The sequence below is a fragment of the Paenibacillus sp. FSL L8-0158 genome (assembly GCF_038592965.1).
In the GTDB taxonomy this organism is placed as follows: Bacteria; Bacillota; Bacilli; order Paenibacillales; family Paenibacillaceae; genus Paenibacillus; species Paenibacillus polymyxa_D.
Map to the genome: position 1 here is coordinate 3,542,067 of NZ_CP151949.1, position 13,714 is coordinate 3,555,780.

Sequence of the window (13,714 nt, forward strand, 5' to 3'; positions counted from 1 at the left end):
AGCCTCTTCTTACCTATTATATTATTGGTCAAAACGTCCGTAGAAGGCATTGCGATAGACATCAGCCAACTCAGTAACCAGTGGCAACTTAGGATTTGCAGTTGTACATTGATCTTCAAATGCGCGGTCAGCCAGATAATCTACACGTGATTCGAAATCTTTCGCATCGAAACCGATTTGTTGGAACGATTCCTCGATACCGAGTGTTTTGTTCATCTTACGGATCGCTTCGATCAAGCTGTTAACCCCTTCTTCGGTGGTGCGTGCAGGCAGTCCCAGTATGCGCGCGATTTCTGCATAACGCTCATCCGCAACAAAGTGCGAATATTTAGGGAACGAAGCAAATTTTGTCGGTTTTTTCGCATTATAGCGAATGACGTGCGGCATCAAAATGGCATTCGTGCGGCCATGCGCTGTGTGGTATTGTCCACCCCATTTATGTGCAAGACTGTGGTTAATGCCCAAGAATGCATTAGCAAACGCCATACCAGCAAGTGTGGAAGCATTATGCATTTTTTCACGAGCCAGCTTATCACCGGTCAGAGCCGATTGTTCTAGGTATTGGAATACCAATTGAATGGCTTTAATTGCCAGACCATCTGTGTAGTCATTAGCCATTACGGACACGTAAGCCTCGATAGCATGAGTCAGAACGTCCATACCTGTGTCCGCTACAGCTGTTTTAGGCAGCGAATATACAAACACTGGGTCAATAATTGCCACATCAGGAGTCAACTCATAGTCAGCCAGTGGGTACTTCGTGTTGCCCAGGTTTTTGTCCGTAATGACTGCGAACGATGTAACTTCGGAACCTGTACCCGAGGTTGTAGGGATCGCTACAAATTGTGCTTTTTGGCCCAGACGTGGGTACTTGTAAATCCGTTTACGGATATCCATGAATTTTTGTTTTAAGTTATTGAAATCAGTATCTGGATATTCATAGAACATCCACATGCCTTTAGCGGCATCCATTGGCGAACCGCCGCCCAGTGCGATGATGCAATCCGGTTGGAAACGTCTCATCATTTCAGTACCACGTTCTACCGTAACTGTCGATGGATCTGGCTCTACTTCAGAGAACACTTCGATAGCTACTGGTGTTTGGCGTTGATGCAGATAATGAATAACACGATCTACATATCCCAGTTGTACCATCATAGGGTCTGTGATAATGGCTACACGTGTGATATCAGGCATTTTAGCAAGATACTGTGTCGAATTTTTTTCAAAATAGATTTTGGAAGGTACTTTGAACCATTGCATATTCACCGTCCGTTTCGCCACCCTTTTCACATTAATCAGATTGACTGCCGATACGTTCGACGAAGTCGAGTTACGACCGTACGATCCGCAACCGAGTGTCAACGAAGGAAGATTGGTGTTGTAAATGTCGCCAATCGCACCATGTGTGGAAGGTGCATTTACAATGATACGTCCTGTTTGCAAACGGTTTGCAAACCGAGCGATAACATCCTCATCGTTCGAATGAATAGCGGACGAGTGACCCATGCCCCCGAATTCCACGACTTCAGCAGCGCGTTGAATACCTTGTTCCGCATTTTTTACTTTATAGCAAGCCAATACAGGACTCAATTTTTCCGCAGACAATGGGAACTTTGTTCCTACCCCTTCAATCTCAGCGACCAAAATTTTAGTTCCTGCTGGTACTGTAATACCACTCATTTCAGCAATTTTCACAGCAGACTGCCCGACAATAGCTGGGTTCACTGCACATTTCTCGACATTCATAGCTCCTTGAGTGAGCTTAGCTGCTTCTTCTTTATTTACAAAATAGCAACCGTTAGCGATCATCAATTTTTTCACTTGTTCGAAGATTGGCTCTTCGATAATAACCGCTTGCTCCGAAGCACAAATCATACCGTTATCAAAAGATTTCGAGAGGATAAGATCGTTCACGGCCTGTTTGATATCCGCTGTTTTTTCAATAAAGCAAGGCACGTTACCAGGACCTACACCAAGTGCAGGTTTACCGCAGCTATAAGCTGCCTTAACCATGCCTGATCCACCAGTTGCCAAGATTAGCGCCACATCAGGATGGTTCATCAGTACATTGGTCTTATCCATCGAAGGTGCTTCAATCCATTGAATACAATCGGCCGGAGCACCATGTTTAACAGCTGCTTCGAGCAAGACGCGGGCTGCTTCCGCACTACACGATTGAGCAGATGGATGGAAACCGAAAATGATTGGGTTACGTGTTTTAATGGCAATCAACGCTTTGAACATCGTAGTCGAAGTCGGGTTTGTCACTGGAGTGATCCCCATGATAATGCCGACTGGCTCTGCTATCTTTTGAAAACTGTCAAAATCATTGTCTTCAATGACACCGACGGTTTTTTCATTTTTGATGCTATGATAGATATATTCTGTTGCAAACATGTTTTTGGTGATTTTGTCCTCGTACACACCGCGTCCTGTTTCTTCAACAGCCAACTTCGCCAGGTACATGTGTTTATCCATCCCTGCGAGTGCCATAGCTTGTACGATTTCGTCAATCTGTTCCTGATTCATACTCATGAAAGCTTGCTGTGCCCGGTTCCCCCGGTCAATCAGCGTTTGAATATACTGCTCTGCGCTTTGCTCTTTTTGAATAACCTCGTTTTTAACAGCCATTTCCCTCATCCTCCTGTTATCTCGTGTACTATCTCTTGTTCACGCACTGATCGTAACACAGCTTTTCAAGATATATTGTGATTTTTTTCACAATCTATTTAAAATTTTATTTTATGAAGTGAATTAAATCACAAAGTTTGGAATTCTGCCACTTTTACCCCCTCTTCTTGCCCCAAAAACTCATTGCACAGGTATATAATGAATTTGAATTGATCAAGTTGCAGATAAAAAACATAGGATACAAAGGGGAAATGGACGATGAGAAACCCTACAAATGTAATGGAAGCCCGCGGCAACACCTGTTGCTTCTCGGAGGCCAGCTTCAACCGATTGCAAGTGATGATGAAAGATCGAGTTATGCCAGAAAGCTCGCATCTGTTCTGGGAAGGGGATACAGCGGATAAGCTGTTTTATATTAAGCGCGGACGCGTGAAAGTAACCAAAACAACGGATGAGGGCAAGGAACTTATTCTATATATGTATCAAAGCGGCGATCTTGTTGGTCAAGCCGATCCATTTTTCGGTACCAAGCATTCCTTTTCTGCTGAGGTTCTGGAAGACAGTGATATTGGCGTAATCGATCATACAGATTTGGAACTGCTTATTTGCCAGCATTGTGATTTTGCGATTGACTTTATGAAATGGATGGGTTCACATCACCGCATTACTCAGACTAAGTTCCGCGATTTGATGATGTACGGCAAGCCAGGCGCTTTATGTTCAACGCTCATCCGTTTATGCAATACCTATGGTGAGCCTCACGGCGAACATATCCTGATTCATAAAAAAATTACTCATACTGATTTATCAAATATGATCGGTGCGACCCGGGAAAGCGTAAACCGGATGCTTAGTGATCTACGTAAGAAAAATGCAGTTGAATATGATAATGGTATGATTGTTGTCAAGGATTTGGAAATGCTGCAAGGTGTATGTCATTGTGAATTGTGCCCTCGTGAGATTTGCCGGATATAATAAATCGTTTTTTTATGTAAAAGGGAGTGTTATAAGCCATTATAGCTTATAACACTCCCTAATTTATTTCCACTCCCCTACTTATACAGGAGCAGTAGCGAAGCATTTTAACGATAGTTCTTCTTCTGGCAACACTTTTTAAAACTGTAAGCATAGATAACTTAAATTCCCCATCTCATAGCTTCTATGGATGACCTTGGCTTTGTTTGCAGGATTGCCACTCCCCATTGCAATAAACGACGGTATAAAGTGTTCTGCTCTTGGTACGGCCTGACGAGCATACGGTGCTTCGCTTTCATAGTGATCCAAAGCCGCCATATCTCTACTTTGTATTTTTTCAATAATCCAATCATCAAAATCTATAGCCCAAGGTTCTGTTTTCGTTTCCCCCCATTTGACGATACGCAGATTATGAACAGTCACGCCACTGCCAATGACCAGAATATCCTGTTCTCCCAATCCTCGCAGCACCTCACCAATAGCATATTGTGCTTTGGGCGAGAGATACGGGTTTACAGAGATCTGAACTACCGGAATGTCAGCCTCAGGATACATACGATGCAACAATGTCCAGGATCCATGATCCAGTCCCCTCACCCGATCCGTTTGTACGTCAATGCCCTTTTGTGCATATAATTTTTTCAGCTTATTGGCCAGTTCCACAGAACCATGTGCTGGATATTTCACTGCGTACAGTTCCGGTGGGAAACCGCCAAAATCATAAATGGTATCGTACACGTCATCCATCGAACTGATCGTCAACGTTTGCGTTTCCCAATGAGCAGTAAAGATAACAATCGCTTTAGGACGAATGGTTTTTCCCAGTTGCTCTAAAAATGAAGTATAGTCCGTCTGTTCAATAGCAAGCATTGGTGAGCCATGGGCCAAAAATAAAGATGGCATCATATAAAGATCCCCTTATCATCAACGATTTATTATATTCATTAAGTAACTTTATGTAAGTTATAATACATAAGTAACAGAGTTATGTCAACACAGATTTTAACATACACTTAAAGATCAAAGATTCTATAAATAAAGATTGATATAGGTATAAGGTCATAGTAATATGTAACTAATAAATTTTAAAATTTCACTATATCCCGATACAAAGGACTGGTTTCTATGGAGATACATACTTCTAATTGCCCAAAATGTGGTTCTGTTTTTCGTCAAAACCTTAGAAACCTGTGTAGTACTTGTATTCAGGAAGAAAATATATTCTTGGACCGCTGTTCTAACTATCTATGGAAGCATCCTTCTACTCATACTCGCCAGCTCAGTGACGTAACTGGTACACCTATAGAATTGCTCACAGATTGGGTAAGAGCAGGCAAATTTCCCTCCACATACAGTCAGCTTGATTATCCTTGTGAGTCCTGCCGTTCCCCTATTTATGCAGGGAGACTTTGTCATTCCTGTCTGGGTACATTCCGTTCGGCCGCGCTGGATATTCAAACCCGTGTGCCCCGCCGTGCAACAACAGCATTATTCTCAGTTGCAGGGCGCGTCAAAGGCTATTAAGCCTTGCTGCCTATGCACATCATTTCTGCAAAATGGATAAGTAGTCCTATACGCAAAATAAAAAACAGCCTTTTTCCTAGGAAAAGGCTGTTTTGCTATGAAAAACGCTTATTTAGTTTGGTGCTCATCTAATCCATTCCTCAGCCCAAAATTGAATCTGTTCCATAACCGGCTGAAGTGCACGGCCTTTGGTTGTTAGCTCGTATTCAATGCGGACAGGAGTTTCCGGATATACATGACGTGTAAGAATTCCTTCATTTTCCAAATCTTTCATCCGCTCTGATAACATTTTGTCACTCATTGTGGGAATCAGATTGGAAATATCCTTAAACCGCTTAGGACCGCTCATCATGGATTGAATAATTAATCCATTCCAACGCTTGCCCAAACATGAAAAGGCGGTTTCAAAACGCGGACACATTTTTGTACATTGCGGTTGACTCTCCAAATTTTTCACCTTCTTTTGCATTTCGGTTTGATAAAGCTTTCCTTTTGTTAGTATATATCATTTTAGCATACTTTATCCCGAAAGAAAACACTTTCTTCTTAAATTAAATACCTGCGCCGATAAAGTTGCCATGACCAAAACTGATTATACAACAAACCAACACAGCAGGTATATGTCTAAATCGTTAAATCAAAAAAGGCGGAATCCCCAGAGGTTCCGCCTTTCAATCTATTCATTATATAGCTCATCAAAATGTGATGATTATCATTATACCAACACTCCACCGAGAGGTCTTACCGGTTCACTTCTACCATATATTGGTTTGTTAATATTTGTTGGAGAAGTCCAACGAATACTATTGGCAATAACCTTCAAAATATCAGGCTGGTAATAAGTCGGATAGGTCTCATGGCCTGGGCGAAAATAAAATATTTTACCACTGCCTCGACGGAAAGTACATCCGGTTCTAAATACTTCGCCACCTTCAAAGTTACTAACAAATACCAATTCATCTGGCGCTGGAATATCAAAGAACTCGCCATACATCTCTTCCTGCTTCAACAAAATTTTGGCGTCTATGCCTTCTGCAATGGGATGTGACGGATTCACCGACCAAATAATCTCCTGTTCACCTGCCACCCTCCATTTCAGATCGCAGCTAGTGCCCATCAGGGCTTTGAATGGCTTGGAAAAATGGCCTGAGTGCAGCACGATTAAGCCCATTCCTTCCTGCACTCGCTTGACAACACGCGCCGTAACTTCATCGCTCACCTGATCGTGGGCTTTATGCCCCCACCACAGCAGCACATCTGTGGAATTCAAGACTTCTTCTCCCAAACCATGCTCGGCATCATCACGCAGTGTAGCTGTTCGAATGACAAATCCCTCTCCTGCCAGGCCGTCAGCCAACGCTTTGTGTATCCCGTCAGGATATATCTGTTTGGCTTCATCATTCAACTTTTCGTTCAAAAATTCATTCCAAATGGTGACGTTAATCATCAACATTTCCCCCTATTAGGTTAGACCCACCACATCTCGCTCAGCGGTTCTTCAATCAGTACCTGGCGAAGATTGTGGACAGCCTTAGTAAAGCCTTCTTCCACGGACATTAGACCATCTTCATGCTCAATACTCACCACATGATCGTATCCCACCAGACGCAGAGCACTGATAATATCTGCCCAGGTTTTTACATCATGTCCATAACCCACAGTACGGAACTGCCAAGCGCGATCTAGCATTTTCGTATATTCCTGCATATCGGTAAGTCCATATTTATTTACATTGATCGGATCAATCGTCGTATCCTTGGCATGAAAGTGGTGAATGGCTCCCTCTCGGCCCAAAATTTGAACTGCCTGCACTGGGTCAATTCCCTGCCACCACATATGGCTCGGATCGAGATTAGCACCAATAACCTCTCCTGCAGCTTCACGTAAACGAAGCAAGGTCGCTGGTGTATGAACGGAGAAGCCTCCGTGTAGCTCCAGTCCAATTTTAACATGATGATCTGCTGCAAATTTCCCCGTCTCGGTCCAGTAAGGAATAATTTTATTCTCCCATTGCCACTTTAACACTTCCTGAAAATCATTAGGCCACGGAGCCACAGGCCAGTTTGGATATTTCGCATCCTCATGATCACCCGGACAGCCAGAGAAAGTGTTCACAACTGGAACTTCCAGCTTTTCTGCCAATCGAACGGTTTTAAGAAACGTATCATGATCAGCCTGAGCCAAATGCTTTTGCGGATGAAGAGGATTGCCGTGACAGCTAAGTGCGCTAATCGTTAGTCCGCGGGACTCTACTGCCTTTTTAAAATTTTTGAGTGCTGTATCATTCTCCAGCAATTCATCCGGCTTACAATGCTTATCCCCCGGGTTGCCGCCTGTACCGATTTCTACAGCATCCAAACCTTGAGAAGCCACATAATCCAGCGCTTCCTCCAGCGAACGTCCACCGAACAACACCATAAATACTCCAAGTTTCAAAAGAAATCCCTCCCTGTATCATATGTGAAAAAAGCTGCTTTCATTATAATGATGGTCTATTCGGGATAATTACGGCTTAGTCAAAATAGACAGCTTTTCCCGTACGTGCCGATTCATAGATAGCTTCCAAAATTTCAGTAACAACCAGTGCCTGTTCCGGCTTCACAAGAGGTTCTTTGTCGTCCAGAATAGATTCGATCCACAGGCGGGCTTCGCGGTCTGCTTCATTTTCCGTCTCTCCAGAGTAAAAGGCAACACCACCTGCATCCAGATCTATTTTCGTATCAAACAAACGGCTGTTCTTTTCCCCGTTAATGCGCAATCCATCCTGCATATCGGCTCCACCTTCGGTACCGCATAACAGTGTCTTCGCTTCGCCAAACTCTACAACGTTCAATGCCCAGCTGGATTCCAGTACAATCGTAGCTCCATTTTGCATCGTAATAAAACCAAAAGCTGAGTCCTCTACCTTAAATTCCTCAGGATTCCAAGGTCCAAAGGCATTTGCCGCATCTTTACGATCCCCTAGCTTATGGAATGTTGAACCTAGTACGCTTTTTGGCTTGTAATTATCCATCAGCCAGAGTGTAAGGTCTAGTGCATGCGTGCCAATATCAATAAGAGGACCACCGCCCTGCTTCTCTTCATCCAAGAATACTCCCCAAGTAGGAACCGCGCGACGGCGTAGAGCAATGGCTTTGCCCAGATAAATTTCTCCAAGCTCTCCTTGCTCGACCAATTGCTTCAGATACAAACTGTCATCGCGATAACGGTTTTGATACGCTATGGACAGCTTCTTACCTGTGCGGTTGGCCGCATCAAGCATCTCCCGTGCTTGCTCAGCAGTTTTAGCCATCGGCTTTTCACACAGCACATGCTTACCTGCCTCAAGCGCCGCTACGGTAATTTCCGAGTGCGAGTCGTTAGGTGTACATACATGTACGACTTCAATGTCTTTATTTTCTAACAGCTTACGGTAATCGCTATAAACTTGCGAGCCATCAACACCAAACTTTTCTGCTGCCTCTTCAGCGCGCTCCTGAATGATGTCACAGAATGCAACGATTTCTGCACGCTTCTGCTTGGCAAGACTCGGCAAGTGTTTGCCGTTGGCAATGCCTCCACAACCAATAATCCCGATTTTGAGTGTTTTAGACATGAATATTTCCTCCCTGAGCTGCGTATTGTTGGAGCCATTTAATACTGGTTTCAATGCTTTCGATTGGAGGGTTTGAGCAGAAATCCTGTTCCACGACGACCCAATCCACACCTGCCTGAATAGCGGCGTCTGTAATGGCCTGAAGCTGCACTTCGCCTTTGCCAAGCTCTACAGTCACTGCTTTTTGCTGCTCGTCACGTGCCATATCCTTTAAGTGAATGATAGGCAGGCGTCCATTATAACGTCCGATGTATTCCACTGGATCATAGCCCCCATAGTATACCCAACAAGTATCCATTTCGACCTGTAACAAATCATCGGAAACTGCATCATATAAAGCATCGAATACTGGGCGATCATTGATCTTTTCTGTTAATTCAAAATCATGATTATGATAAGCCAGTATCAAACCCTGTTCCTTCACTTTTTCACCAATGCGATTTAAATTAGCAAAAAGTTCATCCCACTCCCGCTGTTCTTCGGTTAAATAAGGAACGATTAGGTACTTATTGCCCAATTCTTTGTGGTATGAAATTTCCTCATCCAAATGATCCAGCAAGCGAGAATATTGTACATGAGTTCCGACAACTTCCAGATTCAGTTCGTCCAAGAGCGCTTTGACATCCTTGGCATTGCGTCCGAAAAAGGTATGAAATTCTACTCCTTTATAGCCAAGCTCAGCTACCTTGCGCAATGTTCCTTCAAAATCCTGTTCAAGCTCTTCCCTTACTGTGTACAATTGCAATCCTACTTTAGCCATTACCCTTCACCTCTTTAATTAGGAACCATTATATCTGTTCCATAATACAATTCCTCGTCCGGCTTGAACGTACTTACCAGCGTAATGTGATTGCCTTCCAATGATAAGCGCTGAAAAGCATGCGTGGCTTCTAACACAGGGTAGGCCAGCTCAGCATTGGCACGATGGTTCTTTTCACTGCGAATGGCTCTCACCATCTCGCCTGCGGCTACTGGCTGACCAATCATTCCAGTCTGTATGGCATGGCGTGCAGTCTGAATACCCGCTCCAAGAAAAGTCTCAGGAGCGCAGCCGACACGCAGATTTTTTGCTTTGGCTAAATCCAGAACGCGTTTGTCGTCCTCCAAAGAAACCGCCAAAGGCTTCTCACTGTACACATGCTTGCCTGCCTCTAGTATCGACATATCTGTCAGTGCATGGCTGCCAGGCACGGTCAGATTAAATACAAGCTCAATCTCAGGCTGACGAGTAATTCATCCGCTTTGTATACGTTTTCAATGTTGAATTCATCGGCCCTCTCCTTTGCCCTCTCTCATCCAGTAAATCAGCGACGGCTACCACTTCAATAAGTGGGCTCTTTTGGAGATTTTCAAGATATACCGAGCTAATAATACCGCATCCGATAATCCCGGCCTTCATTCGTTCCACGTCGTCACACTCCTTGGCCTCCAACATGTACTTTCTCATCTAACATGTAAGCTTTACAGTTCACATAGTATTCTATTTCTGTTTCGTTTAAAATGAATAATATGATTAAAACATGAACAATCTGGTCAATATTTGAAACAGCCATATGCCCAAAGGAGTCATCATCATGTCTATCGTCGAGCCTTGCCAGGTTCTTACCGCAGGCTATTCCTTCCATCGAAAGCCCTTTTATTCGAACCAGCCTGATGGGATCAAAAATTATTTATTCCGTTTGCAAACAGATGGACGTTGCCAAGCCCGCATTAACGGGGAAATGACACGGATTGAGGCAGGTGACCTACTGTTATTCAATCCTACCGAGCCTTATGAACTGGATATTCATAGTGAGTTGAATCCCATGGGAGAGCTGATCGTGGAAAGTGGAGATTATCACATTTTTTTCGGTGGTTCCTGGGTAGATGAGTGGTGGAACCATCATAAACGACCCAACAGAATTAAGGTTCAGCTCACAGAAGCCCTGCTTGGCCTATTTCGTCAGCTTGTGATGGAGCAGCGACGTATTTCTAATCCTTACCCGGAAATATCAAGTTATTACATGCGCATTTTATGTTTGGAGTTTGACCGTATGCTATCCGATCATCCTATCGCTACCCATCATAACTATCTTGCGTATCAGATTAAAAATTATATTGAAGAAAATGCATCCTCTAACTTCAAGCTGGATGACGTGTCTTCACACGTCGGTATCAGCGTATCCCGAGCAGTACATCTGTTTAAGGAAACATTCGATACGAGCATTATGCAGTACACGCTGGACATCAGGCTTAACATGGCGAGAGAACGAATCATTTTCAGTCCCATGTCACTGGAACAAGCCGCCGAATCGTCAGGATTTGCAAATTACACGTATTTTCACCGTGTATTTCGTTCCCGCTTCGGTATGTCGCCCAAAGAATTCAGGGTGATTCACCGCGAGCAATTGTAGGTAAAAGAGAGCGTTCACCTGAACGCTCTCTTTGTTCATAACCAATAATAGTGGATACTGCTTACATACCACGACCCAGCTTTTTTATGGAGCAATTGTCAGCATCACTACCGACATTGGTGGCAGTGTAACATCCAAATGCTGACCTTGTAGTTGATAGGATGTGAAAGCTTCCTTTTTCACACGCTCTGGCTGGTCGAACGTATTATGTGCCTGCATCTCGTCGCTGACAAGGACAACACCACTGATCTTTTTAACCTCTTCCAGTCCTCTTAGCTCCAAATCCAAGTTTGCCGACTCGCCCGGATGGACGTTACAAAAGCTGATATGAATATTACCATCCTGCGCCTTGGAGGCGGACACGCTTACTTGTGGGATGGAATCCCCGTCATATTCATAATCGCCTACCTTTACATGAACAGCCAGTGCTTGCGCATCCTGATGCACCTTAAACATTTCAAATATATGGTATGTCGGCGTCAACAGCATAGCAGGACCTTCGGTCAGAACCATTGCTTGTAAAACATTGACCATTTGAGCAATATTCGTCATCTGTACTCGGTCATGGTGATTATGGAAAATGTGTAGATGCAGCCCAGCTACCAGCGCATCGCGCATCGTATTTTGCTGATACAGGAAGCCCGGATTGGTCCCTGGTTCAGTCAGGAACCAGGTCCCCCATTCATCGACGATCAGTCCGACCCTTTTGTCAGGATCATATTGGTCCATAATAGCAGAATGACGAGTAATCAATTCATCCATGTGCAATGATTTTTTCATCGTCTCGAACCATTCCGCTTCATCAAAGCCGAGTGCTTGCCGTTTCCCTTCCCAGTTTCCCGGGATCGTATAGTTATGCAGGCTCAAACCGTCCATAAGATGCCCAGCTTCACGCATCAACACTTCGGTCCAACGATAATCTTCCACATTCGCCCCACCTGCAATCCGATAAATGCGGTTCTCGCCATAGTTACGGACATATGTCTGATAGCGGCGATACAGGTCGGCATAATATTCTGGGCGCATGTTACCGCCACAACCCCAGTTTTCGTTACCCACTCCAAAATATTTGAGCTTCCATGGTTTCTCACGACCGTTTTCCTGACGCCATGCAGCCATTGGGGACTCTCCATCGAAGGTCATGTACTCTACCCATTCCGACATTTCCTGAACTGTACCACTGCCGACATTTCCACAAATATAAGGCTCTGCATCTAACAGCTCGCACAATTGAAAAAACTCATGTGTGCCAAAATGATTATTTTCAACCACACCGCCCCAATGCGTATTTACCATTCTCTTACGATTTCCTTTGGGTCCGATACCATCTTTCCAATGATATTCATCGGCAAAACAGCCTCCCGGCCAGCGCAGCACAGGAATACTCAGCTTTTTCAGCGCTTCCACCACATCATTACGAATTCCGCCTGTGTTCGGAATCGGAGAATCCTCTCCAACCCATATGCCTTCATAAATGCAACGTCCAAGATGTTCAGCAAATTGTCCATAAATATTTTTATTAATAATGCCTTGTTTCCAATCGGTATTAACAACAATAGAACCCTTCACAACAAACCCTCCCCAAAATATTAAGATTGTTGGAACATTCGCATAAATGTTTACGCTTTCATTTTGGTGTAAATATCACTCATACCACCGAGCTTCTTTCGATTTTAATTTTTACGCATCATCACATCTAGCTAACATTAATATAATTATTAATAATTAAATAAAAACATTTCACGTGTTTAATATATTTTATTGTCTACTTTTTGTCAATCTTTAAGAAAAAGATCCAATCAAACCAAAAAGCCTGCCATTAAGGCAGACCAAGGTATGACTACTTTAACCCGTAATTCAGGTTCAGCCGAGCCTGAGCGTTGTATCTTTTAGGCTGTTCCTATCCAGCGTGAACCGTGGTAACTGGGACAATTTTGAGCTGCCGCTAAAGCACGTACACGAACAATACTTCCGCTGATGCCACATGTATGCCCGGACATTAACTCTTCACATTGTGAGCAGGCCAACAGTCTAGCTTCGTACACTTCATCGTTTACACATTCCATTTTGGGTCTCATGTTGGTTAGAATTCTGGTAATTTGCTCTTCCGATATCGAGATATCTCTTTCACAACCTTTACAGGTGCTTGGCACAGGTATATCTTCCATCGTCAGCTTACCTCCCCATCAACAATGTCTTAAGTAAATACAGTGAGTCCATGATGCCATAAATGATAACAGTATATCCTTTATTCTGGCTAGCCCTATTTCCGTTCCGACGGAAGGCCGGCAGCCGCCTCGGATACGACCATCGCCAAGTCCTCATTTCCGAACATGGATAGTACCCCTAATACTGTATCCAGCGGAATATCACCCGCTTCTTCACGCGATACAGTCAACTTGCGTACTCGTAGCAGACGCTCGTTGCTATCCTGATGCGGATACGCCACACGATATAATTCCTCTGGCTCCAATCCGTGATTGATACACCATTGCGCAAATACAAGAATCATCATATCTTCTTCTTGCTTATAATTTTCGATGATGGCTTCTTCTAGCTGTTTACCACGATTATCTTCTTCCATTCATTCATT

At 43.8% G+C, this 13,714-nt stretch carries 15 protein-coding genes; 3 read left to right on the forward strand and 12 right to left on the reverse strand.

What is annotated here, in order from left to right:
• Nucleotides 1–21: 21 nt before the first annotated feature.
• On the reverse strand, nucleotides 22–2,634 hold the full coding sequence (gene adhE, locus NSQ68_RS15505) for a bifunctional acetaldehyde-CoA/alcohol dehydrogenase (protein WP_307346425.1): 2,613 nt from the start codon (nucleotides 2,632–2,634) through the stop codon (nucleotides 22–24).
• A gap of 258 nt (nucleotides 2,635–2,892) precedes the next feature.
• On the opposite strand from adhE, the gene NSQ68_RS15510 reads away from it, so the two are divergent.
• The gene (locus tag NSQ68_RS15510) at nucleotides 2,893–3,609 is read left to right on the forward strand and encodes a Crp/Fnr family transcriptional regulator (RefSeq protein WP_013310849.1); all 717 of its coding nucleotides are present in this window, start codon (nucleotides 2,893–2,895) and stop codon (nucleotides 3,607–3,609) included.
• A 138-nt stretch (nucleotides 3,610–3,747) separates the two neighbouring features.
• Here the strand turns inward: NSQ68_RS15510 and NSQ68_RS15515 are convergent, their stop codons facing one another.
• Nucleotides 3,748–4,515 (reverse strand): class III extradiol ring-cleavage dioxygenase, encoded by a 768-nt coding sequence (locus tag NSQ68_RS15515; protein ID WP_342426453.1) that lies wholly within the window; start codon nucleotides 4,513–4,515, stop codon nucleotides 3,748–3,750.
• A 318-nt stretch (nucleotides 4,516–4,833) separates the two neighbouring features.
• Between NSQ68_RS15515 and NSQ68_RS15520 the strand changes: the two genes are divergently transcribed.
• Nucleotides 4,834–5,133, forward strand: a complete 300-nt coding sequence (locus tag NSQ68_RS15520) for a hypothetical protein (RefSeq protein WP_307346432.1) — start codon at nucleotides 4,834–4,836, stop codon at nucleotides 5,131–5,133.
• 124 nt (nucleotides 5,134–5,257) lie between these two features.
• Here NSQ68_RS15520 and NSQ68_RS15525 read toward each other — a convergent pair whose 3' ends face one another.
• The 7 genes from NSQ68_RS15525 to NSQ68_RS15555 form a co-directional block, all read right to left on the reverse strand.
• Nucleotides 5,258–5,602, reverse strand: coding sequence for a helix-turn-helix domain-containing protein (locus NSQ68_RS15525; RefSeq protein ID WP_034095058.1), 345 nt, complete (start codon nucleotides 5,600–5,602; stop codon nucleotides 5,258–5,260).
• Nucleotides 5,603–5,848: 246 nt separating this feature from the next.
• Entirely contained in the window at nucleotides 5,849–6,580 is a 732-nt protein-coding gene (locus tag NSQ68_RS15530) for a ThuA domain-containing protein (RefSeq protein WP_342426454.1), read from the reverse strand.
• Between the two features lie 20 nt (nucleotides 6,581–6,600).
• On the reverse strand, nucleotides 6,601–7,569 hold the full coding sequence (locus tag NSQ68_RS15535) for a sugar phosphate isomerase/epimerase (RefSeq protein ID WP_342426455.1): 969 nt from the start codon (nucleotides 7,567–7,569) through the stop codon (nucleotides 6,601–6,603).
• A 76-nt stretch (nucleotides 7,570–7,645) separates the two neighbouring features.
• A complete protein-coding gene (locus NSQ68_RS15540) occupies nucleotides 7,646–8,728 on the reverse strand; it encodes a Gfo/Idh/MocA family oxidoreductase (protein WP_029517229.1) in 1,083 nt (360 codons plus the stop codon).
• On the reverse strand, nucleotides 8,721–9,488 hold the full coding sequence (locus NSQ68_RS15545) for a sugar phosphate isomerase/epimerase (protein WP_342426456.1): 768 nt from the start codon (nucleotides 9,486–9,488) through the stop codon (nucleotides 8,721–8,723). The genes NSQ68_RS15540 and NSQ68_RS15545 overlap by 8 nt, the downstream gene beginning before the upstream one ends.
• A gap of 14 nt (nucleotides 9,489–9,502) precedes the next feature.
• Nucleotides 9,503–9,919: a Gfo/Idh/MocA family oxidoreductase gene (locus NSQ68_RS15550; RefSeq protein WP_342426457.1), complete on the reverse strand. Its 417-nt coding sequence runs from the start codon at nucleotides 9,917–9,919 to the stop codon at nucleotides 9,503–9,505.
• 25 nt (nucleotides 9,920–9,944) lie between these two features.
• A complete protein-coding gene (locus NSQ68_RS15555) occupies nucleotides 9,945–10,136 on the reverse strand; it encodes a hypothetical protein (protein ID WP_342426458.1) in 192 nt (63 codons plus the stop codon).
• Between the two features lie 166 nt (nucleotides 10,137–10,302).
• Between NSQ68_RS15555 and NSQ68_RS15560 the strand changes: the two genes are divergently transcribed.
• A complete protein-coding gene (locus tag NSQ68_RS15560; protein ID WP_307346446.1) occupies nucleotides 10,303–11,121 on the forward strand; it encodes an AraC family transcriptional regulator in 819 nt (272 codons plus the stop codon).
• A gap of 84 nt (nucleotides 11,122–11,205) precedes the next feature.
• On the opposite strand, the gene NSQ68_RS15565 is transcribed toward NSQ68_RS15560, so the two are convergent.
• The 3 genes from NSQ68_RS15565 to NSQ68_RS15575 form a co-directional block, all read right to left on the reverse strand.
• The gene (locus NSQ68_RS15565) at nucleotides 11,206–12,690 is read right to left on the reverse strand and encodes an alpha-N-arabinofuranosidase (RefSeq protein ID WP_342426459.1); all 1,485 of its coding nucleotides are present in this window, start codon (nucleotides 12,688–12,690) and stop codon (nucleotides 11,206–11,208) included.
• Nucleotides 12,691–13,010: 320 nt separating this feature from the next.
• Nucleotides 13,011–13,289 carry a hypothetical protein gene (locus NSQ68_RS15570; protein WP_029517224.1) on the reverse strand — a complete coding sequence of 93 codons (279 nt, stop codon included), beginning with the start codon at nucleotides 13,287–13,289 and terminating at the stop codon, nucleotides 13,011–13,013.
• Nucleotides 13,290–13,384: 95 nt separating this feature from the next.
• Nucleotides 13,385–13,705 carry a hypothetical protein gene (locus tag NSQ68_RS15575; RefSeq protein ID WP_307346453.1) on the reverse strand — a complete coding sequence of 107 codons (321 nt, stop codon included), beginning with the start codon at nucleotides 13,703–13,705 and terminating at the stop codon, nucleotides 13,385–13,387.
• Nucleotides 13,706–13,714 lie beyond the last annotated feature (9 nt).